General features: G+C 59.3%; 20 protein-coding genes. 7 read left to right on the top strand and 13 right to left on the bottom strand.

Annotated features, from left to right (window positions below; translation table 11 throughout):
- Positions 1 to 41 precede the first annotated feature (41 nt).
- From pstC to mshD, 3 genes are all read right to left on the bottom strand, one after another.
- Positions 42 to 1,085: a phosphate ABC transporter permease subunit PstC gene (gene pstC / locus HMPREF2787_RS10345; protein ID WP_048732125.1), complete on the bottom strand. Its 1,044-nt coding sequence runs from the start codon at positions 1,083 to 1,085 to the stop codon at positions 42 to 44.
- A gap of 237 nt (positions 1,086 to 1,322) precedes the next feature.
- Complete coding sequence (gene pstS, locus HMPREF2787_RS10350; RefSeq protein WP_070859192.1) at positions 1,323 to 2,420, bottom strand: phosphate ABC transporter substrate-binding protein PstS; 1,098 nt, start codon at positions 2,418 to 2,420, stop codon at positions 1,323 to 1,325.
- Between the two features lie 343 nt (positions 2,421 to 2,763).
- Complete coding sequence (gene mshD / locus HMPREF2787_RS10355; protein WP_070859193.1) at positions 2,764 to 3,672, bottom strand: mycothiol synthase; 909 nt, start codon at positions 3,670 to 3,672, stop codon at positions 2,764 to 2,766.
- Between the two features lie 81 nt (positions 3,673 to 3,753).
- Here mshD and HMPREF2787_RS10360 point away from each other — a divergent pair, with 81 nt between their 5' ends.
- Both HMPREF2787_RS10360 and HMPREF2787_RS10365 read left to right on the top strand, forming a co-directional pair.
- Positions 3,754 to 4,611, top strand: coding sequence for an LmeA family phospholipid-binding protein (locus tag HMPREF2787_RS10360; RefSeq protein WP_070859194.1), 858 nt, complete (start codon positions 3,754 to 3,756; stop codon positions 4,609 to 4,611).
- A 101-nt stretch (positions 4,612 to 4,712) separates the two neighbouring features.
- Positions 4,713 to 5,393: a heme-binding beta-barrel domain-containing protein gene (locus tag HMPREF2787_RS10365; RefSeq protein ID WP_070859195.1), complete on the top strand. Its 681-nt coding sequence runs from the start codon at positions 4,713 to 4,715 to the stop codon at positions 5,391 to 5,393.
- 77 nt (positions 5,394 to 5,470) lie between these two features.
- Here HMPREF2787_RS10365 and HMPREF2787_RS10370 read toward each other — a convergent pair whose 3' ends face one another.
- On the bottom strand, positions 5,471 to 6,358 hold the full coding sequence (locus tag HMPREF2787_RS10370; RefSeq protein WP_070859196.1) for an aminodeoxychorismate lyase: 888 nt from the start codon (positions 6,356 to 6,358) through the stop codon (positions 5,471 to 5,473).
- An 80-nt stretch (positions 6,359 to 6,438) separates the two neighbouring features.
- Between HMPREF2787_RS10370 and HMPREF2787_RS10375 the strand changes: the two genes are divergently transcribed.
- Positions 6,439 to 7,593 (top strand): CAF17-like 4Fe-4S cluster assembly/insertion protein YgfZ, encoded by a 1,155-nt coding sequence (locus HMPREF2787_RS10375; RefSeq protein ID WP_049173066.1) that lies wholly within the window; start codon positions 6,439 to 6,441, stop codon positions 7,591 to 7,593.
- 260 nt (positions 7,594 to 7,853) lie between these two features.
- Complete coding sequence (locus HMPREF2787_RS10380; protein WP_005511943.1) at positions 7,854 to 8,036, top strand: DUF3073 domain-containing protein; 183 nt, start codon at positions 7,854 to 7,856, stop codon at positions 8,034 to 8,036.
- A gap of 374 nt (positions 8,037 to 8,410) precedes the next feature.
- Here HMPREF2787_RS10380 and purM read toward each other — a convergent pair whose 3' ends face one another.
- From purM to HMPREF2787_RS10395, 3 genes are all read right to left on the bottom strand, one after another.
- Positions 8,411 to 9,475: a phosphoribosylformylglycinamidine cyclo-ligase gene (gene purM / locus HMPREF2787_RS10385; RefSeq protein ID WP_016421389.1), complete on the bottom strand. Its 1,065-nt coding sequence runs from the start codon at positions 9,473 to 9,475 to the stop codon at positions 8,411 to 8,413.
- 158 nt (positions 9,476 to 9,633) lie between these two features.
- A complete protein-coding gene (gene purF / locus HMPREF2787_RS10390; protein WP_048732111.1) occupies positions 9,634 to 11,202 on the bottom strand; it encodes an amidophosphoribosyltransferase in 1,569 nt (522 codons plus the stop codon).
- Between the two features lie 50 nt (positions 11,203 to 11,252).
- Positions 11,253 to 11,693, bottom strand: coding sequence for a sterol carrier family protein (locus tag HMPREF2787_RS10395; RefSeq protein ID WP_070859197.1), 441 nt, complete (start codon positions 11,691 to 11,693; stop codon positions 11,253 to 11,255).
- A gap of 29 nt (positions 11,694 to 11,722) precedes the next feature.
- Between HMPREF2787_RS10395 and HMPREF2787_RS10400 the strand changes: the two genes are divergently transcribed.
- Entirely contained in the window at positions 11,723 to 12,730 is a 1,008-nt protein-coding gene (locus tag HMPREF2787_RS10400) for an acyl-CoA thioesterase (protein ID WP_016421392.1), read from the top strand.
- Here HMPREF2787_RS10400 and HMPREF2787_RS10405 read toward each other — a convergent pair.
- Positions 12,727 to 13,434 (bottom strand): hypothetical protein, encoded by a 708-nt coding sequence (locus tag HMPREF2787_RS10405; RefSeq protein WP_016421393.1) that lies wholly within the window; start codon positions 13,432 to 13,434, stop codon positions 12,727 to 12,729. The genes HMPREF2787_RS10400 and HMPREF2787_RS10405 overlap by 4 nt on opposite strands.
- Positions 13,435 to 13,553: 119 nt before the next feature.
- Here HMPREF2787_RS10405 and HMPREF2787_RS10410 point away from each other — a divergent pair, with 119 nt between their 5' ends.
- Positions 13,554 to 14,567, top strand: coding sequence for a hypothetical protein (locus HMPREF2787_RS10410; protein WP_070859198.1), 1,014 nt, complete (start codon positions 13,554 to 13,556; stop codon positions 14,565 to 14,567).
- A 7-nt stretch (positions 14,568 to 14,574) separates the two neighbouring features.
- On the opposite strand, the gene HMPREF2787_RS10415 is transcribed toward HMPREF2787_RS10410, so the two are convergent.
- The 5 genes from HMPREF2787_RS10415 to HMPREF2787_RS10435 form a co-directional block, all read right to left on the bottom strand.
- Positions 14,575 to 15,066 (bottom strand): glutathione peroxidase, encoded by a 492-nt coding sequence (locus tag HMPREF2787_RS10415; protein WP_070859199.1) that lies wholly within the window; start codon positions 15,064 to 15,066, stop codon positions 14,575 to 14,577.
- A 46-nt stretch (positions 15,067 to 15,112) separates the two neighbouring features.
- Entirely contained in the window at positions 15,113 to 15,907 is a 795-nt protein-coding gene (locus tag HMPREF2787_RS10420) for a polysaccharide deacetylase family protein (RefSeq protein WP_070859208.1), read from the bottom strand.
- A gap of 149 nt (positions 15,908 to 16,056) precedes the next feature.
- On the bottom strand, positions 16,057 to 16,728 hold the full coding sequence (bluB, locus tag HMPREF2787_RS10425) for a 5,6-dimethylbenzimidazole synthase (RefSeq protein WP_070859200.1): 672 nt from the start codon (positions 16,726 to 16,728) through the stop codon (positions 16,057 to 16,059).
- A gap of 4 nt (positions 16,729 to 16,732) precedes the next feature.
- Positions 16,733 to 18,964: a S9 family peptidase gene (locus tag HMPREF2787_RS10430; RefSeq protein WP_371441151.1), complete on the bottom strand. Its 2,232-nt coding sequence runs from the start codon at positions 18,962 to 18,964 to the stop codon at positions 16,733 to 16,735.
- A gap of 5 nt (positions 18,965 to 18,969) precedes the next feature.
- Positions 18,970 to 19,863 (bottom strand): phosphoribosylaminoimidazolesuccinocarboxamide synthase, encoded by an 894-nt coding sequence (locus tag HMPREF2787_RS10435; protein WP_049173073.1) that lies wholly within the window; start codon positions 19,861 to 19,863, stop codon positions 18,970 to 18,972.
- Between the two features lie 296 nt (positions 19,864 to 20,159).
- Between HMPREF2787_RS10435 and HMPREF2787_RS10440 the strand changes: the two genes are divergently transcribed.
- Positions 20,160 to 21,482, top strand: coding sequence for an acetyl-CoA C-acetyltransferase (locus tag HMPREF2787_RS10440; RefSeq protein WP_016421400.1), 1,323 nt, complete (start codon positions 20,160 to 20,162; stop codon positions 21,480 to 21,482).
- The last annotated feature ends 21 nt before the right edge of the window (positions 21,483 to 21,503 follow it).

Here is a 21,503-nt window from a genome sequence, read left to right on the forward strand (position 1 = left end):
ACTAGTCATTGTTACTTCTCGTTTCTTTTCCTACGACCTTGCTACTTCTTCGCAATCATTCGGGCTGCGGAGTTGACCACGAAGGTCAGCAAGAACAGCACCAAACCTGCGGACATGTATGCGCCGGCCTTGAGGTTGTCATTGAATTCCGGTGCCGCATTAGCAATTGCGGTTGCGAAGGTGGTACCACCATCGAAAAACGAACCACGGAATGCCGAAGACGGAGAGATTACGAGGTACAGAGCCATCGTCTCACCGAGGGCACGTCCCAGACCCAGCATCGAGCCGGAGATAAAGCCTGAACGTCCGAATGGCAGAATAGCGAGCTTGACCATTTCCCAACGGGTCGCACCGAGAGCCAGCGATGCCTCAATGTGACCACGCGGGGTCTGAACAAAGACCTCACGGGTGGTAGCCGCGATAACCGGCAGAATCATAATTGCTAGCACAATGCCACCGGTGAAGAGATTTCGACCAGTCTCGAATGCCGGCGAGTTTGGGTATAGGGCGAACATCGGGATAAAACCCAGTGTCTTAGCCAACCACCCGTACAGGCCAGCCAACGCCGGACCGAGAGCCATGAAGCCCCACAGGCCGTAGACAATCGACGGCACTGCCGCCAGCAAGTCCACGAGGTACCCCAGCGGCTTGACCATCTTCTTTGGAGCATAGGCAGTCAGGAAGATAGCGATACCCAACGCAACCGGCATAGCCAGAACCAGCGCCAGGATGGAGACCGCGACGGTCACCAGAAACATGTTCGGAATACCGAAGTACATGGCGGAGGTATCCGCCAGGTTCCATCGTTCGGTGTAGGTGAAGAAGTTCGCTTCGTTACGGGACAGTGCCGGGACTGCGCGCAGGAGCAGGAACACTGCAATTGCGATGATGAAAGCAGTCACCAAGGCGGAAGATCCCACCGCCAGAATCTTGAAGATTCGGTCACCAGGACGAACAACACCAGCCTGAATGGCTTGCTCTTCCGAGCTCTCGTCGCCGGAGGAATCCACCTGCGGTGCTGAGGACTGCAACAGACTGCTGTCTACAGCCTCCTGCTTCCCTTCAATGGGAGTCGAGGAACTCATGATCTCATTTCCTAAGTAGAAGTGATTTGTGCTTCAACGCACATGAAGACCGATTGGCCTCAGTACCTCTCTACGAGCGGTACCCAATCAACTGGGTTGTCGATATATAAAGCCAACCGGTCTACGTCAGGTTTTTCGGCCTACAGCTCAAATCTGCGTGGCCGGCTGAAGTTATCCGCGCGCCAACTGGGTAATAACAGAGCCAACTCTGCTTTCACCCGCGTTGCACGCAACGAATTACTTGATGGCGTCAACCGCTGCGGACAGCTTGTCCTTGAACTCACCCTGAACCGGGATGTAACCCAGCTCTTCGAGCTCTGGGCCCTGGCCCTCTTCCAGAACAACCTTCAGGAAGTTCTTAACCAGGTCACGAGTCTGCTCGTCGTAACCAGCGGAACAGACAATTTCGTAAGTGGTCAGAACCAGCGGGTAAGCGCCTTCCTCATCCATTGCGAACAGAGCGTCGGTGTCAACAACCATGTCGTGACCCTCAGTCTTGAACTTGACGGAATCCAGAGCCTTGCCGACGGTGTCGTTGTTCAGCTCAACCGGGCCATGGCCGAAGTCCATCTTGGCGATGCCCAGGCCCTTGTCCTTAGCGAAGCCAGCCTCGACGTAGGTGATAGCACCATCGATGTTGGAGACCTCGTTGACAACACCAGCCGAGCCGTTAGCGCCCTGGCCAGTAGCGGTCGGGAAGGACTTGGAAGCCTCGTGCTGCCACTGCTCCGGAGCAGCTGCGCTCAGGAACTTCATGAAGTTGTCGGTAGTACCGGACTCCTCAGAGCGGTAGACAACCTTGATGTCCTTCTCCGGCAGCTTCGCGTCCTTGTTGACCTCAGCAATCTTCGGGTCATTCCACTTGGTGATCTTGCCGTCGAAGATCTCAGCAACCAGAGCCGGGGTCAGAGCGACGTCAACGCCCTCGAGGTTGTAGGCAACGGCAACCGGACCAATAACCATCGGCAGGTGCCATGCGTCGTTACCATCGCAGCGCTTCTTAGCCTCTGCGATCTGGTCCTTGCCGTCCTTCTCCTTCAGCGGGGAGTCGGAGCCAGCGAAAGCAACGGTGCCGGCAATGAACTGAGTCTGACCGGAACCAGAACCAGATGCGTTGTAAGACAGCGTCGAGCCGGTCTCTTCAAACTTGGTGGCAAACAGGTCCATGGCGCGCTGCTGCGAGGTAGCACCCTCACCCTGCAGCTCACCGGTGACGTCAGCCAGACCCTCAACGTTAGAAGCGCCTTCGCCGCCCTCTTCAGAGCAAGCAGCCAGGGTAAGGCTTGCAACAGCGGCCAGACCAATGACGGATGCCGCACGGTTCTTCTTCAGCACAGTAAATCCTCCGGGTTTTACACAATGAGTGAAACAGTTCACGTGGAACCGCCACACTCCGGTCCACTGCGCTGAACCTATCTACCGATAGTGACCGGAACCTGTTCAGAACATTAACAATTGGTGAACGGCGCAAGTAATTCTTTATTTATCCTCATTTTCCCTGCAAGAGACCCTAAAATGCGCCCCTGAAACACTGAGGATTGGACAGCATCTCCCCAAAATCACAAGGACCATTGCCCCGCGACAAAGGAAAACCACCTAAAACTGAGATAAAGCTAAGCTCGCCCCCCCAAAAAAAACTCGCCTTCAATAACTCCCCCAATAAACCGAACCGTCACATCTATGCGCCGTACATCACATCACGGCGGGCCACCTCAAAACCGACCGCACGGTACGTGCGCACTGCCGGCGCATTGTCGCCTTCCACATAGAGAATTACCTTTTCCGCTCCCCGGTTCCGGAGATGGGAAAGCCCGACATTGGTCAGCCATCGCCCGAGACCACGTCCGCGTGCCTTCGAGCTCAGCCCAATCACATACACCTCACCAGTTGGCACAGATTCCTCGGCGTGCCACTTCGTCCAGTGGAAACCGCAAATCTCCTCCGCACTGTCGCGCGCCCCGGCCACATCCGCAGCAAAGAACACGCCCTCCGGGTCGAACCACTGCACGTTCCGAGCGCGATCGAGTTGTGGCTGCGACCAACCACCCTGCTCCGGATGCCAGTCAAACGCCTCGTTATTCACAGCCAACCACGCCTCATCCACGGCAGCCTCACCCCACTTTGCACGTGCCGCAGTCAGGGTCAGAGCTTCAACATCATCACGCTTATCGACGTCCCCCGCCGCCTTCTCCAACGCTGAGCCCGAAATGGACATCTGCAACAGCTCGCGGACGACCTTGCGTCCCGTCAACTCTGCCAAACGACTGGCACCGGCAACATCACCGTGAGCCCAGATAGGCAGGCGCTCGCCGACCTCAGCATCGATGTGCGCAAGCAGCTTCGCCCCCACTCCTTGCCTACGAAACTCCGGATCAACAACCATCTCCACTGCATCCGGCGCAACGGCTGCCAGGCCCAAGTAACGGTTGTTCTCAATAATCGCAAAGTGTCGATGTCCGAAAGAGTCGTCGTCAAGCCCTCGGACGAAAGCCTCGCCGAACGCCTCCACGCCGTCGGTGGAGTGGGCGTGCTGCAGCAGCGTACTGGCGGCGGTGGTGTCTACGTCAAGCAGTTCGGTTACGTTCATACGCCCCACCCTATACACAGCAGCGAATTCAACACTTCCCCGATGTCGTCTGGGCCAAAAGCGATGGGGTACTAATAGAGTGTGTCCATTTCCCGACGACAGAAGAAGATCGGTGGCTCCATCCTCGCCGTTGCCGCGCTGGTGATCGCCACCGACATGGGCTTCGCCAGCCATGCGGAGTACAAGCTCTCTGAGCATATTCAGGAGACTGCGCAGCTGGAGATGACCCCATACGTCGCCATTGGCGGCAAGGCCTACTTGTCCTCTTTTGTTACGGGTAAGTGGAGCTCCGTAACTTCGCGCATCCGCGATGTGGAGGTACCCGACTTCGGCTTGGTATCTCTGGAGTACGGAGCGTCCAACGTTAAGGTCCCAGCATCGGCAGTGCTCAGCGGAGATTTCCCAGAGTCGCCGACGAAGCAGTACTTCACCAAGCTCTCGCTCGACGGAGTCTCTCTGGGAAACAAGCTGGGACTGACGGACTTGAGTATCCAGAGCCTGAAGGACTCCTCCCCCACCGGCGGCTGGGAGACCGAGGCTATTTTCGAGGCCACGCCAGCCGGATGGCAGGGAAAAACCCAGGTCACGGCGAAGTTGCGCATTGTCAGCCGCGACGTGGTCATTACGCCGATGGAGATTATTTCTGCGCCCTCGTCCCCAACGGATTCTAAAAACCACATCAAACCTGAGCTGTCTGAGGCTGATACGCAGCACATCATGGACACCTTCGCTCTGACACTGCGGGATTCAGATATACCGATGGGCATGCCGGCGACTCGCGTGTACGTGTCGGGCGGTTCTATCACCATCGAAGGCGAACAGATTCTGTGCACCGTGTCGCCAACAAACTTCATGCCGCCGACATCCCAGCAGGATGCCGAGGCATCAGCTCAATCCACGGAGAAGCTGCCGGAGAAAAACTGTCGGGTGCGCCGCTAAGGCCGTCGTCAAGCATCGCCGTTAAGCGTCGTTGCAGCGTTGGCCCCGTGCGCCAACAGCCCATACATGGCCGCAAGAGCTTCAGCGGTAGAGTGTGAAGCATGACCGAGAACAATGGCAGCAACCAGACAGACGCCGCTGCACAGGAGCCTGCAGCTGCGGAAGCCCCTCGCCTCGACGGTAACGAGGCCATCAACCGCGCGGCCGAGCAGGCCAAGAGCACCGCTACGCGCAACATCACTGACCTTGAGGGGCTCCCAATCCCCGACGAGACCGCGAATCTGCGTTTCGGCCCGAATATTCACGACGGCCTGCTGGCACTACTGCCGCTGGTCGGCGTGTGGCGCGGTGAGGGGCAGGCGAACACTGTCGTCGACGGCGAGTACAACTTCGGCCAGCAGGTTATCTTCAGCCACGATGGCGAGAACTACCTGAAGTATGAGTCGCGTATCTGGAAGCTGGACGAAGAAGGCAAGCCGACCGGCCCTGACCAGCGCGAAACAGGGTTTTGGCGCATTAACAACGAGGACGAGATTGAGTTCATCTGTGTCCACTCCACCGGCGTCACTGAGATTTACTACGGCAAGCCGGTCTCCGAGCGCGCATGGGAGCTGCAAGCAGCCTCCACAATGGTCACTGCTACCGGCCCTGCATCCCTTGGCCCGGGCAAGCGCCTCTACGGCCTAATGCCGAACAACGATCTCGGGTGGGTAGACGAGCGCCTGCGGGATGAAGAATTCGCTCCCCGCATGTCCGCGCAGCTCAAGCGCTACGCGGGCTAGGTTCTCCCCGCTTTACGACGGGCGTTGTGTGGCCATACTGCGGGGCCCTACTGAGTCAAGCCCTACTGTTTGGGGCCCTACTGCGTCGCCAGCGCCTTGTCACACAGGTCGCGGAATTCTTTTTCCGCGATTGCATCCGGCTGCCGGATGGGTTCACCATCGATGGACTTAACCATGACCGCGATACGCACCGAAGACACTAGCCACACCGCATCGGCGGTGAATAGGTCCCCGGGTACCAGGACCGTCGGGGTGACTTTCCAGCCGCAGTTGGCGGCTGTTTCAAACAGCGCTGCCTGAGTCGTGCCCGGCAGCACTCCTTCACCGGGGTTGGGAGTCAGCAGCTCATTGCCGCGCTGAACGATGATGGTCGATGTTGGGCCTTCCAAGAGCTTGCCCTCTGCGGAGGTGAAGATGACATCGTCAAACCCCTTGGACTTGGCATAGCGCAAAGCAGCCATATTAGCTGCGTATGACAACGTTTTCGCGCCGATGAGCGCCCACGGTGCACGGGAGCCAAGGTCGAGCGAGAAACCGCGCTCTGCAAGCATGACCGATACCGGCTTCAGACGGTTTTCCGCCACCTTTTCCGCGGAGCTAGCCAAAACGTAGCCAGTCGGCTCTCCGGTGGACTCGCGACCACGCGAGTACACCCACCGCAACGTCGCATCCCCCTCAATTGACCTATCGCGCAACTCCTGTAGTGCGACCTCGGTAGCCGCCCGCCACTGCTGCAGATCTGGGGTTGGCAAATCCAGCATTAGCGCTGACGATGCGAATCGCTTCTCATGCCGGTCGGTATTACAGGTATGACCACCCCTGACCAGGAGTGTTTCAAAAACTCCGTCGCCGCGAATAGCTCCGAGATCATCCGCGTAGAGGAACGGCTGTCCTGCCTCGACAGCAATCGGGCCGCCGTCTGCGAAGACGTCGATAAGCACTAGAGAAGAAAGCGAATCCGTCATACACACAAGCTTAATCCATGCTTAATTTGAGGATTTCTGGTTAACATGAGGGAGTGAGTGTTGAGTATGTAAGTCCTTTGATGTCTCACGTGGCTGGCGCCGCTGCCCTCGAACTGGGCGGACAGATGGAAGGTTTGGAGAAGGCCTCAGAGAACGCCCCAGACGGAAACTCAGCGAAAAACGTTGAGCAAACCGCAGGGCAAGCTAGCGTGGCATGGCACTACGGCCGTCCGCTGGTAGAGCAACGTCATCTGCAGGAGGACTGCGGCGTAGTAGATCGCTCGTACTACCGCGTTATTGAGGTCACTGGCGAGGATCGCCTGACCTACCTCAACACACTTTTTTCGCAGAAGGTCGACGAAGCCGCTCCCGGCACTGTCACTGAAGCACTGAACCTGGATGCAAACGGTCATGTTCTCCATCACATGACGTTGACTGTTTTGGACGATTCCGTGCTTATCGACGTGCCCCCTGCTGGCTTCGACTCCCTGTTGAAGTACCTGAACATGATGGTGTTCTGGTCCAAGGTGGAAATTGCTGAAGTAGAACGGGCGATTATTTCCGTCATGGGGCCGAATGCCCCTGAGGTACTGGTAGCCGCTGGCCTCGCATTCCCGCAGGTGGGCAAAGCTACGACTGTGGGACATTCCTACGTCCGGCACCTGCCGTGGCCACGCGGCGGGCGTGTGGATGTGCTCGTGCGCCGACAGGATGTAGTCGGCGCTTGGGACGCGTTGGTAGCTGCTGGCGCTTCCCCCGTTGGTCTGATGGGCTGGGAGGCCGAACGCGTAGTCTCCTTGCGCCCAGAGCTGGGAATCGACGTAGACGAGAAGATGATTCCGCATGAGGCTCCGCGCTGGATCGCCTCTGAATTCGACACGGCTGCCGTGCACTTGGACAAGGGCTGCTATCGCGGCCAAGAGACGGTATCACGTGTCCACAATGTTGGTCGCTCCCCACGAGTTTTGGTGATGCTGCAGCTCGACGGCTCGGCCACGCTGCCGGAAACCGGCGATCCAGTGATGATGGGCAAGCGCGCCGTGGGCCGCGTGGGCACCGTCGTGCAACATGCCGATTACGGCCCGATTGCATTGGCGCTGCTTAAACGCTCAGCTCAGGAGCGCGAGGGCCTTGTGGTGGGTGACTGCGCCGTGGCCGTCGACCCCTCCTCCATCGACCGCGTTGAGCAGCTGCCGCCGGGCCGTGTGGCCATCAACCGCCTGCGAGGGAAATAGGTAACAGGAAATAGGTAAAGCCACCAGACAGAGTGGTGAAAAAATAACTTTTTCCATTCTTTTTCAGAAAGGATATTTCCCCAGGTCACTACACATATTGAGTTGCCTGAGCGCGAGGACACAACCCACTATGGGCCTCCCCGCGTAACCCCTTCGTCTAAAAATCGGCTATGGTGTCTTACAGGAATTAACGCAATAAGACATAAGTGGGTCGGCCGTATCCCCGTGCCGTCCCACGGATTACACAAGGGGGTCAGGCCATGGGTCGCGGCCGTGCGAAAGCAAAGCAGGCGAAGGTTGCCCGTCAGCTCAAGTACGATTCACCAGAAATGGATTTGGAACGTCTGCAGCGGGAACTCGTCGGCAAGTCGAACGAGTCCGATCGAGACGACTATTACTCTGACTGGGAGGAATGGGCCTCAGGCGCTGGTCGCGACAGCTAGCGCAAGCTAACCGCTGTCGTATTTTCCGCAAAGCGTTTCTATTTCAATAAAGCAAGCACCCACCAACGATTCCGTTGGTGGGTGCTTGCTTTTGCTTAGTCGACTGCGTTTATGTTCCGCCGATTATGTTCGGCGGTGGCGGATCAATCCGAGTTACTGACTGCGTTTATGACAAAAATCGCCCGAAAAACGGCTCGAAAGTGTCATAAAGTCATACAGTTTCACATTTGCAGCCCGTGTTTTTTGGGGGGGGATCTCCGTTGTGCAACCCAGAATCTAGACCGCCCCGTCGCAGCAGTAGGCCGCCCTCCACGGCAGACCAGCCGGCCCAGTCCCCGGCCGCCCGTCGCAGTAAACCGACGGCCGGCCGACGCTTAGAAGCGCGGGTGGCTGCCGCGCAAAACAGCCCCGTCCTCGCCAGCCTCGCTCTTGCGAACAGTACCCAGCTCCCAAGCGTTGATGTGGCGGGCAGTCAGCAGAGCCAGGGCACGATCGCGGTCTTCTGCAGACACAATCGCAACCATGCCGACACCCATGTTGAAGGTCTTCTCCATCTCCTCGCGGGAGACGTTGCCGAGCTCAGCAATGGTCTTGAAAATCGGACCCGGGGTCCAAGTTGCGCGGCTCATGTCGGCGGTCAGGCCTTCCGGCATGATGCGAACCATGTTGCCAGCCAATCCACCACCGGTGACGTGGCAGAAAGTGCGGACCTCGGCCTCGTTCATGAGAGCCAGGCAGTCCTTCGCATAAATCTTGGTTGGCTCCAGCAGCTCCTCACCGAGGGTGCGCCCGAAGTCCTCGACATAACCGTCGAGCTCCAGACCGGCCTTCTCCAGGAGAACGTAGCGAGCCAGCGAGTAGCCATTGGAGTGAAGTCCAGAGGACTCCATGGCGATAATGACATCGCCCTCACGCACGCGGTCCGGGCCGAGAAGCTTGTCCTCTTCCACGACACCGACGCCGGTAGCGGAGACATCGTACTCACCCGGTTCCATCACACCCGGGTGCTCTGCAGTCTCGCCGCCCAGGAGGGCGCAACCCGCCTGGACGCATCCCTCGGCGATGCCGGAAACGATTTCGGCGACGTGCTCCGGCACGACCTTGCCAATTGCAATGTAGTCCTGCAGGAACAGCGGCTCGGCACCGCACACGACCAGGTCATCGACGACCATGGCGACCAGGTCCAGGCCAATGGTGTCGTGCTTGCCGACGGCCTGCGCCACGGCCAACTTGGTCCCCACACCATCGGAGGATGCGGCCAGCAGCGGCTTTTCGTAGTTGCCCAGTGCAAACAGGCCGGCAAAACCGCCGAGCCCACCACGGACCTCTGGGCGAGTGGCCTTCTTGGCAATCGGGGCGAATAGTTCAACAGCGCGGTCGCCGGCTTCGATGTCGACACCGGCTGCAGCGTAGGAAGCACCAGAAACGTTCTCGGTCATTAGAGGCTCTCGCTTTAAACTTTCTCCCCCGGGCGGCGTTACTGCCGTATCCGGGAGTATTGGCGGACCGGGAACAAAGCAACGGCTGCAATCCACGGCACCGCTTGCGCTTCGTTCTCGGTTCAGTTCTCGTAGTTCATTCTAAGGAGGTTTCGAGGCTAATTGCTCGTTGCGGCTTTGGCAGCCTGGGCTGCCTGCATCCTCTCCACAGCTGCCGCATTCGGATTGCCCTCCGGCAGACCCAGCGGGTACTTGCCATCGAAGCACGCACAACAGACTTCGGTCTTTGCCTGCTCGGAAGCCGCGACCATGCCATCGATGGAGACAAATCCCAGGCTGTCGGCGCCGATCGCGGTTGCGATACCGGCGACAATGTCATTTTCATCCACGCCGTTGGCCAACAGCTCGCCCGGAGAGGCGAAGTCAATGCCGTAGAAGCACGGCCATTTCACCGGCGGCGCGGCGATGCGCACGTGCACTTCCTTCGCACCAGCCTCACGCAGCATGCGAATCAGGGCACGCTGAGTGTTGCCGCGGACGATGGAGTCATCGACCACGACTAAGCGCTTACCGGCGATAACTTCCTTCAGCGGGTTCAGCTTCAGTCGGATGCCCAGCTGACGAATCGTCTGCGAAGGCTGAATGAAGGTACGCCCCACGTAACCGTTTTTGGTCAGCCCCTGACCAAACGGAATGCCCGATTCCTGGGCGTAGCCAACAGCAGCCGGGGTACCGGATTCCGGAACCGGCATCACCAGGTCGCCGTCAGCCGGGAACTCACGGGCCAACTGGCGGCCCAGCTCAAGACGTACGGCGTTGACGGAGCGACCACGGATGTTGGAGTCCGGGCGCGCCAGGTAGACGTACTCAAAAATGCATCCAGCGTGGGTGGTCTCGGCAAAACGCTGCGAACGCACACCGGAAGCATCAATGGTCACCATCTCGCCTGGCTCGATTTCGCGGACGAACGATGCACCGACGATATCCAGCGCGCACGTCTCGGACGCAACTACCCAGCCACCGGACAGGCGCCCCAGGCACAGCGGGCGCACACCGTATGGGTCACGCGCGGCGTACAGCGTCTCGCCATCGGTGAAAGTAAGACAGAAAGCACCCTTCAAACGCGGCAGCAGTGCCATCGCGGCCGCTTCTACATTGGTGCTGCAGCCGTAATCTTCGGGGTGGTCAATCTTGCCGGTTTCGTCGGCAAGCAAAGTGGTCATGATGGCGGAGTCACTGGGCAGCTCGCCCTCTTCACGCAGTAAGCCCTTGTCGACCGCCTCCTGGAACAGCGTGAGGTGGTTGGTCAGGTTGCCGTTGTGCCCCAGTGCGATGTCCGTGCCATCAGAGGCCATCTGGAACATCGGCTGTGCATTCTCCCACGCAGGAGCGCCAGCGGTGGTGTAGCGCGTGTGCCCCACCGCTACGTGCCCCTTCAGAGCGTCGAGCGTCTGCTCATCAAAGACCTGGGAAACAAGGCCCAGGTCCTTGAATACGAGAATTTGGTCGCCGTCGCCGACTGCGATACCGGCGGCTTCCTGGCCGCGATGCTGCAGGGCAAACAGGCCATAGTAGGTGAGTTTGGACACGTCTTCGCCAGGTGCCCAAACGCCAAAAACGCCACATTCTTCGCGCGGGGATGTCTCCCCCAGATCGTCGTAAGGCGAAATTGGCAAAAGTTTGGTCTTTGGTGCACCTGAAATGTTGGTATCGGCCACGACATTCACACTAATAGCCCCACCCGCCTGGGCACCAATTCAGCATCCCCCCACGGTTTTTAAGAAATGCGCGCCACTGGCAGATGATTCCCAATTTCCGCCGCGCGCGTGCCCGACATATCGATGTGCGCCTGCACCTGCTCTAACGTGATCATTCCGCACGCGAGTCCCAGCCAAATCTCCGGCGACATCTCCACGACATTGGGCGGTGTACCGCGAGTGTGCCTGGGCCCCTCAATGCACTGGACCGCGACGAAGGGCGGCACGCGCACCTCGACGCTATGCCCCGGAGCCTCTTGGGCGAGCATCCGCACGGACAGACGCACCGCTTTGGCAAGGCTCGCACGGCTTAACGACGGTCCTTGCGCCCCATCCGGCCCGGTGAAGGAGACAGCCTCGTGGTCAGATAGCAATTCGCGGCCGAGAAGCCGTTGCGCCGCCCAGGGTGCAGCGGAGGAAAGAGCGCTGCGGACGTCAAAAGGCGAGATTTTGGATACCATAACCTCATCCTAGAGTTATGCTTTCATATATGGATACGCAGTCAACTGAAAAAGCTGAACAGGTGCATGCTCCAGCGTCACCATCTCTTGTACTCCGTTTTATGGCCTCACCGACCGATGTCATTATGGCCGGAACCAATTCCGTCCACGGTGGCCGTGTCTTGCAGTGGATAGACAAGGCCGCATACGCCTGCGCGACCGGCTGGTCGGGACGGTACTGCGTGACTGCGTACTTCGGTCACATTCACTTCACTCGTCCGATTCCCAGCGGCCACATCGTAGAGGTGCGCTCCAAGATCGCGCACACCGGTCGCAGTTCCATGCACATCGTCAACGAGGTGCTCTCGGCTGATCCGCGCGAGGGCAAGTTCACCCGCGCAGCTGACTGCCTGGTGATCTTCGTGGCCATGGATGAAAACGGTAAGTCGACTCCAGTGCCGAAGTGGGTGCCGCAAACGGAGGAAGAAGAGCGCGTTGAGAAGGCCGCTCTTTCCCGTTTTGAGCTCCGCCGTGACATCGAGGCCAGCATGCGCGCGCAGACCTACTCTGCGGACTCTTCCGCACCCGAGCTGACCACACGTTTCCTGGCAAAGCCGACCGATGTCAACTGGGGCGGAAACGTCCACGGCGGCACCGCCATGGAGTGGATCGATGAGGCTGCGACGGCAGTTACCACCAACTGGGCAGGGCGCCAGACCATTTCTGTCTACGCAGGTGGCATTCGCTTCTACAGCCCAATCCACATTGGCGACCTGGTTGAGGTGCGCGCACGCATCCTGCGTACAGGCACGACCTCGATGCACCTGTCGGTGCAGGTCTACTGCTGTGAGCCCCGCAAGGGTGTCGGCGGACTGCGCAAGGCACTGCACTCGACCATGACTTATGTCGCCATTGATGACGATTTCAACCCGCAGCCGGTACCGCATTTCCAACCGACGACGGATGAGGACAAGCGCCTGCACGCCCACGATCTGTCACTGAAGGCGTTGCGTGACAAGTACAGCCCACTGCCGCTGATTGAGCGCGAACAAGATTAAGCCGCCTGGCCGCCCGGCTTCCTGTTTTTCCACCAGATGGATAGGAACATCCAGCCAATCAGCGCGAAGGTGATGTAGGTGACGTACCTGTCAATCGTCTGCAGGGAACCCTGGATGCTTGGGCCAAACTTCAGGCCCAAGTACAGGTAGAAGCACTTGAGCATCGCGGCGCAGAGGAAGAGATACACACCTACTACCCAGCCGCGCACCTTCGCAATACCACCGATGGCCACGACAATCGTGGCCGGAATCGGCGAGAATGGCACAAACGATGCCAGCACACTCAGCCCGATGCGTTCATAGATGAAGTTCTCCATCTTCTTAAACCATCGCGGTGGATGGCCGCCGAAACTCATCGTGATGAATTCCGTGCCCCACTTCTTGCCCATCCAGTAGAAGAACGGCATGAACTTGATTGTCGATAGCGCCGCAATCACCACAACAGCGAAGAGGAAGAGCGGCCTATCCTCGTTTTCCGACGCGAGAATCAGCACCGAGAGATTCGAGCCCGTCAGCCACGTATGCAAAAAGGTGTACTTGAGCAGCAAAACCGCGCGGAACGGGATAATTGCAAAGCCGTACACGGCAACCAGCATCAGCGATGCATAGAGAAGCTTGTCTATTTTGTCCGGCTCACGCAGGAAGCTCGGCAGATCCTCACGAGGGTCGTGCTCGGCCTCGTTACGCATGTCGGGTGAAGTCATGAATCACAGTCTAACTGCACGACTCCTTCCGCAGCAGGAGCCGCAGACTATGCCATTACGTACGGCTCAGACGCACTCGCCAAGGACGACCGCAGCGCCGCCTACTATCCTGGGAAGATATGACCACCGATTCACCCGCGTCTGTGCCCGCACAGCAGCCTCACGCACCACGGTCTGAGTCTTCCTCACCATCGCTTGACGACGGCCAGGAGAACGCATCCTCACCGAGCATGCTGCAACGTGTTCGCGCCGCTATCCCGCCTGTGTCCATCCTGGTACTGACGGCGGTATTCCTCTTCGCCGGGTGGTTCACGCTCTTCGGTCCTATCAATGTTCTGGCTTGGCGTGGTGGCACGTTCCCCCGCACCGAGGCAGACCGCCCCTACTATCAGCAGGCTCTGAAGGATGTTGCGCGCTATCAGTACGAGGAGCAACCCTCCCCTGAGGTTTACTTCGGCCTGGCGTGTGGCGCTACTGATGCCGACATCCGCAGCGTTATCCCCAAGGTCGGCGAGCACCCGAATTCAGACGCAGACCCGACTACTGATGAAGATGCCGTCGCCGCCGCTGCTGCCACCAGGCCGGGTTCTGCACACGGGGCTGCGAGCCAGGCCTCGAAGCTGAATCCAAACCTTGACGCATTTGGCGACACGGTCGACTGCTCCGGTTCCTGGACTGCTCCATTTTTGTCATTCCTGCTCGCGTCCGCGGGTGTTCCGGTCTTTGATACGCCTGAGAATTCGACTGCCAATAGTGCCACCGACAACAACAGCACAGAGCAGTACAACACTGCGCAGAACAGAACAGCGCAGAACAGCACTGCCACAACCGAGAACCCATGGCTGGTTACGGATGTCGAACAGCTCATGGATGCCTACAAGGCACATGATGCTTTCGTCACCGACAAGGACTTCTCTCCTCAGGTGGGTGACATCATTTTCTACCGCTACCCCGCAGGCCTTGGGGTGCACGCCAACATGGTTGTCGCGGTTCAGGGTGACTGGGTCACCATCGGTGGCGATGAACTTGGCAAGGTCGGCCTAGCTAGTATGACCCTGCGCAACCGAGGTGGCATCGTGGGCTACGGTGCCACGGGCTACTTCGAGCAAGCACCGCTGGAAGCCACCAAATAGCCCAAGTTTAAATAGGCAGGTTTTCCTCGATAAGGTCGCGCAGAGCGTCATCGTCAGGCGAGACCTTGGAGCGGAAACGGCCGATGACCTCGCCCTGGGGCGAGACGACGAACTTTTCGAAGTTCCACTTCACATCTCCGGCCTCGCCGTCGGCGTCCGGAGCTTCCTTCAGCAACTTGAACAGTGGGTGAGCATTGTCGCCGTTGACCTCCGTCTTTTGGAACAGGGGGAAGGTAACGCCGAATTCGCGCTGGCAGAACTGCTTAATCTCCTCGGCACTGCCGGGCTCTTGCCCGCCAAACTGGTTGCAGGGAAAACCGAGGACGAAGAATCCGCGGGGTGCGAGTTCGTCGAAAAGCCCTTGCAAATCGTCGTACTGATCTGTGAAACCGCACTCCGAGGCGGTGTTGACGATAAGCAGAACGTGGCCTGCCCAGTCGTTCATCGTTGCTTCGTTGCCGTCGATAGTGGTCACTGGGATGTCGAAGAGATTGCTCATAAACCCCACACTAGGGCAGTCCCACGATAGCCGTCAGAGGTAGCGACTAGCCGACCTGCTCCATGCCTTCAAAGAGCTCGCGGCCCAGCGGCACCGAAGAGTGGTTGACCGGCTGCGCACCCCCATCGACCGCCTGGTCAATGATGTCGACAACATCCTGGCGCAGCTTGTGCTCCCGCAGTTTCGAAGCGTTGACGGAGATGCGCACTGCGCGGCCCTTCTCCAGCGAGCGCTGCACCGAGGAGCGCACGGCGCGGCGCCACCAACCGGCGCCGCCGAAGCCCTCGCCGATAGCCAGCACGCGAGTTGGATCAACAGCACCAGTGGTCAGGTCGCGGACACCATTTCGGTCCGCTGCAACACGGAAGCCCAGCTCCGGCAGCACGTTCATGGTCTCTGGCGACATGGTCCACTTCGGTGGTGCAAAGACATCCGTCTCAAACCCCATCGCACGCATCTGGCGCGTTGCGGCAGTCAGGCGCAAGCGCGCTTCATGTTCGCTTAACGACGCGAATTCCGCGCCCCGGCCTCGAACTGACTGATCGAACCCCGCGAGAACAATCTCGATGCCGTCATCACTACGACGGCGGAGCCAATCCAGCACCGCCGGAGCTTCCCGCAACGACCAGTTCTTACCCGCATGCGGCGCTACCAGCAGAGACGGCGTAATACCGCGCTGTTCCATCGCTGCCACGAAACGAGCGACGTCGAGCAACGTGCCATCGCGCAAACCCGACACCGACACCAAAAGCGGCGACCCGACCACACCACCGTCAACAGCTACGAGCTCTTTGCCCGCTGGACGAATGACCTGGCCGGTCGTCCGAATCTGTTCTTGCACCCCACTGCCTGCCATGGATTCAACAAAAACAGGCGTATGTAAATTTTCGGTAACGGAGAGGACAAGGCTTGGAGAATACTCAGAGGCCTTTCAAGTAGGAGTTCCGAAAAGCGCCATCGCAGGGCATCAATTCGCGTCTGCAGCGCGGCTTATCCCCAATGCACAACTTCATCGAGTGCCAGGCCCTTGCGCCAACCGAACTTCTCCAAGTCACGCTCCTCGGCCAGGTGCGTTACCGGACCAATGCATAGCCAGGCCACCGGGCGCACGGGTGCCTCGACACCGACAAAGTCGGCTAGGAAATCCTCATGGTAGAAACTGACCCAGCCGACGCCGAGCCCCTCTGCCGTAGCGGCCAGCCACAGATTCTGAATAGCCAGCGCGACTGACATGAGGCCGGTGTCATCGACAGTGTCGCGGCCGAGAATGTTCTTGCCGCCACGGGTCGGATCATAGGTGACGACGATACCCGTTCCCGAGTCCACAATTCCTTCAATCTGAATCGGATTGAAGGTCTCACGCCGCTCACCTTCGAGCTTGGCCGCGAATTCAGCGCGACGTCCGGCTACGTGTTCGGCAAACTGCCGCAAGCGGTCCGGGTTCTGAATGATATGAAAGTCCCATGGTTGGGACAGCCCCACCGATGGGGCGGCGTGGGCCGCCGCCAACACGCGCATCAATCGCTCCCTGTCCGCCACGTCTCCAGCGAATTCGCGGCGCACATCCCGCCGCCGAAAAAGGGTGTGGTAGACGGCCAACTGATCATCGGAAAGCGAATCGGTGTCAAAACCCTGCGCGGACAGCAGCGTGCGCATATCCATGCCGTTACTCCACCGCACCAGCAGTGTGAACAATCCAGGCGTACTCGAAGGCAGTCTGACGCCAGCGCTCGTAACGGCCTGAAACACCACCATGGCCAGCGGACATCTCGGTCTTGAGCAGGAACTGCCCCGGCTCGCCGCCAACAACCTCACGCAGCTTGGCGATCCACTTTGCCGGCTCCACGTAGAGCACGCGAGTGTCGTTCAAACTAGTAATCGCGAGAATCTGCGGGTACTTCGCATCGGGCGAGATGTTCTCGTACGGCGCGTAGGAGGCCATGTAGTCGTAGACCTCCGGGTCGTGGAACGGATCGCCCCACTCATCCCACTCCACCACGGTCAGCGGCAGCTCTGGCATCAGCATGGATGTCAGGCAGTCGACAAACGGGACCACGGCCTGAATGCCCGCGAACCTATCGCCAGCAATGTTTGCGACCACACCCATCAGCATGCCGCCCGCCGAACCGCCGAGCGCTACCAGCTGCTCGCGCGTGGTCCAACCGGAATCCAGCAGGTAGTCAGCGACGGCGACGAAGTCAGTAAATGTGTTCTTCTTCGTGGTTGCGCGACCGTTCTCCCACCAGCCACGGCCCATCTCGCCACCACCGCGAACGTGTGCAATGACAAAAATCATCCCACGATCCAGCAGCGACAGCCGCGCGATGGAAAAGCCCGGATCCATCGAGGATTCGTAGGAACCGTAGCCGTAGAGCAGTGTCGGATTCGGCGCATCCAAATCTAAATCCGCGCGGTGAATAATCGACACCGGAATCTGGGCGCCATCACTTGCACTCACCCATTCACGCTTGGCGACGTAATCACCGCGATTAAACTCCCCGCGAATCTTCTGCTCCTTGAGCAGGACCCGCTTGCCCGAGGCAATATCAATCTGCCAGAGCTGCGATGGCGTGGTGAAGGAGCCGTAAGCGTAGCGCAACACCGGGGTGTCCCATTCAGCGTTGCCGGTAGTGCCTGCGGAGTAGAGCTCTTCGTCGAATTCGAGCTCGACGAAGTTGACAGCGGAGGCTGGCACTGGGTCGGCAGCATCGCTTGTATCAGAGGCATCACCAGCGGAGCCAGCACCATCCTCATCGTGATCCAATACCGCCAGCGCCACACGCCCAATACCGCCGCGACGGTATCCAAACGCAATGTGCCCAGCGAAGCAGTCGACGCCCTCAACACGGACATCTTCGCGGTGAGGAACCAGCTCAGTGAGATCCGAAATCCTGTCGAAAGACCCCACCGGCGCCATGGCCAGTGCGAAGTTCGAGCCAGTCATATTGTGTGTAATCAGCCACATATCCTGGCCGCTGATGACGGCGTGGTCGATGTCGTATTCAACACCGGCCTCGCGCGGGCGCACGCAGGTGAACTCACCATTCGGGTCACTGGCGTCCAGGTACCAAACCTCGGAAGTAATCTTCGAGGAGCTCTCAATAATCAGGTACTTTTCGCTGCGTACCGTGCCGACTCCAACCCAGTAGGCCTCATCGGGCTCATGGAAGACACAGACATCATCCTCGGTGGAGGTGCCCACGCGGTGACGCCACACGGAATCTGGCCGCCAGGCTTCGTCGACCTTCTGATAGAAAATCCACTCGGAGCCAACCCAGGTAGCACCTGCGGCGATACCCGCAATTTCGTCGTCAAGCAGTTCGCCCGTGCGCAAATCCTTTACGCGCAGCGTGTAGCGCTCGTCGCCTGTGACGTCGGTGGAGTAGGCCAGCAGATTGCCGTCCGCGGAGACGCTCGCTGCGCCAAGGGCGAAGAAGTCGTGGCCTTCGGCCAGCTCATTGGCATCCAGGATGACCTGTTCTCCTGGTGCCGGGGAGTCGTCCGCAATGGCCGGTGGCGTCCACGCGGCAAGACCGTCACCGGCCTCCGCGCGCACGCGACAGCTCATCCCGTAGGACTTGCCCTCCTGTGTGCGTGAGTAGTACCACCAGCCATTAAGGCGAGTTGGGACCGACATGTCGGTCTCCTGCACGCGCGACTTGATTTCCTTAAAAATCGCGTCCGCGGTGCCATTGAGATTGGAGGTAAAAGCCTCCGTATAGGCATTCTCAGCCTCTAGGTATTCGATAACTTCGGGGTCTTCTTTATCGCGGAGCCACTCGAAGTTATCGGTGAAGTCCCTTCCGTGGAAGGACCGAGTCACCGGCTTCCGCTGTGCACGGGGTGCTGGCAAATCCTTTTTTGCAGGCTTGCCGAGGGATGCCGAGTCCAAGGTCACTTCGCTCACGCAGGTTCTCCAATCCAGTCCGAGAAGCGGCGGCCCGACAGTCGTTCGTAGGCCTCGACGTACCGCTCGCGAGTTGCTTCCACAACACTACCCGGCAGCGCCGGCGGCGGAGTTCCCTCATCCTTCTTCCAACCGGACTTGGAGCAGGTCAGCCAGTTTCGGACGTACTGCTTGTCGAAGCTCGGGTTAACCGAACCCTCCTGGTAGGAGTCGGCTGGCCAGTAGCGGGAGGAGTCCGGGGTGAGAACCTCGTCGGCCAGCACCAGGTTGCCGTCGGAGTCAAGGCCGAACTCGAACTTGGTGTCGGCCAGGATGATGCCGCGCTTAGCAGCCAGTTCAGCAGCCTGGGAGTAGATACGCAGGGTGGCATCGCGCAGCTCTTCGGCGCGCTTCTGCCCCAGGGACTCCACAACGGCGTCGAAGGAGACATTCTCGTCGTGCTCGCCCAGCTCCGCCTTGGTGGCCGGGGTGAAGATTGGCTCTGGCAGCTTGGACCCCTCGACGAGGCCCTCTGGCAGCTCAATGCCACAGACAGTGCCATTTTCCTTGTACTCGACGAGACCCGAGCCGGTTAGGTAGCCACGTGCGACACACTCGAATGGCAGCATGTCCAGCTTCTTGCACACCAGCGCACGGCCGAGGCACTCTTCCGGAATGCGCTCATCGTCAGCCGGGCCAGCCATGTGGTTCGGGAAGTCAATCTCATCGAAGAAGAACACGCTCATCGCGGTGAGCACACGACCCTTGTCAGGAATCGGGGTCTCCAGAATGTGGTCGAAGGCAGAAATACGGTCACTGACCACAAGCAGCAGAGTCTCAGGGTCAATCTCGTAGATTTCCCGGACCTTGCCCGCGGAAAGATGGTTATACGAGGAAAGTTCAGGTCGCATGGCGATAAAGTCTAAACCCCTATACGCCTTTGCACTCTATTGATACCTCCGGCCGCCACCCCAACTAGTGGGGATTGACGCAATCACCGTCGTCAAGCGGGAAAACTTTTGAGATTCCGGAGTGCTGCCCATCGAATTTTTCACAGGTGGACGACGGTGTTTACCCCTCACCTCCCCCGCTCGGTAGATGACTGGGCAAAAATATTTCTAAAAACGTGACAGAAAACACCGATACCAGTATTGTCTAAATTTAGTAATTCACGTCACACTTCAAGGATTTTGAAGGGAACAATCACATGGCAGCTCAGGCCAACAATAACTCTCTGCGCCGCGCGGTCGTCGTCGGCGGTAACCGCATTCCGTTCGCTCGTTCTAATAAGGAATACGCTAACGAGTCGAACCAGGACATGCTGACCGCCGCAATCGACGGTCTCGTCGCCCGCTTCGGTATCGGCGGCGAGCGCCTCGGCGCAGTCTCCGCCGGCGCTGTGCTGAAGCACTCCCGTGACTTTAACCTCACCCGTGAGTGTGTCCTCGGCTCCGCACTGGCGCCGGACACCCCGGCTTTCGACATTCAGATGGCATGTGCCACCGGCATGGAGGCCCTCAACTCTGTCTCCAACATGATTAAGCTGGGCCAGATTGACTCCGCTATCGCCGGCGGCGTGGACACCACCTCCGACGCTCCGATTGCTGTCAACGACCGTCTGCGCAAGATCCTGCTGGAGGCCAGCCGCCAGAAGTCCACTCTGGACATGGCAAAGGTCTTCCTGAAGGCTCGTCCGTCCGACCTGGCTCCGGACACCCCGTCGACCGGCGAGCCGCGCACTGGCCTGTCCATGGGTGAGCACCAGGCAATCACCACCGCCAAGTGGGGCGTTACCCGCGCCGAGCAGGACGAGCTCGCCGCCGCTTCCCACCAGAACATGGCAAACGCTTACGACGAGGGCTTCTTCACTGACCTCGTCACCCCGTACAAGGGCGTTTCCCGCGACACCAACATGCGCCCGGACTCCACCCCGGAGAAGCTGGCCAAGCTCAAGCCAGTCTTCGGCCGCGGTCTGGAAGCAGAGCCGACCATGACCGCCGGTAACTCCACTCCGCTTACCGACGGCGCCTCCGCCGTCCTCGTCTCCACCCCGGAGTGGGCCGCTGAGCGTGGTCTGCCAGTGCTTGCCGACGTCGTCGATTCCGAGGCAGCCGCAGTTGACTTCGTCCACGGCGACGAGGGCCTGCTGATGGCTCCGGCTTACGCCACCCCGCGCCTGCTGGCCCGCAACGGCTGGACCTTCGACGACTTCGACTTCTTCGAGATTCACGAGGCCTTCGCCGGCACGGTCCTGTCCACCATGAAGGCATGGGAGGACGAGGAGTTCTGCCGCACCAAGCTCGGACTGGAAGGCCCGCTAGGCTCCATCCCGCGCGAGAAGCTCAACGTCAAGGGCTCTTCCCTGGCAGCCGGCCACCCATTCGCCGCTACCGGCGGCCGCATTGTGGCAGCCCTCGCCAAGATGCTTCGCCAGAAGGCAGATGAGACCGGCAAGACCACTCGCGGCCTGATTTCCGTTTGTGCCGCTGGCGGCCAGGGTGTTGTCGCAGTTCTCGAGGCTCGCGTCTAATAGCGCACCACCGATAAAGAC

Origin of the sequence: Corynebacterium sp. HMSC061H03, from assembly GCF_001838215.1 — a bacterium.
Lineage (GTDB): Bacteria > Actinomycetota > Actinomycetes > Mycobacteriales > Mycobacteriaceae > Corynebacterium > Corynebacterium jeikeium_D.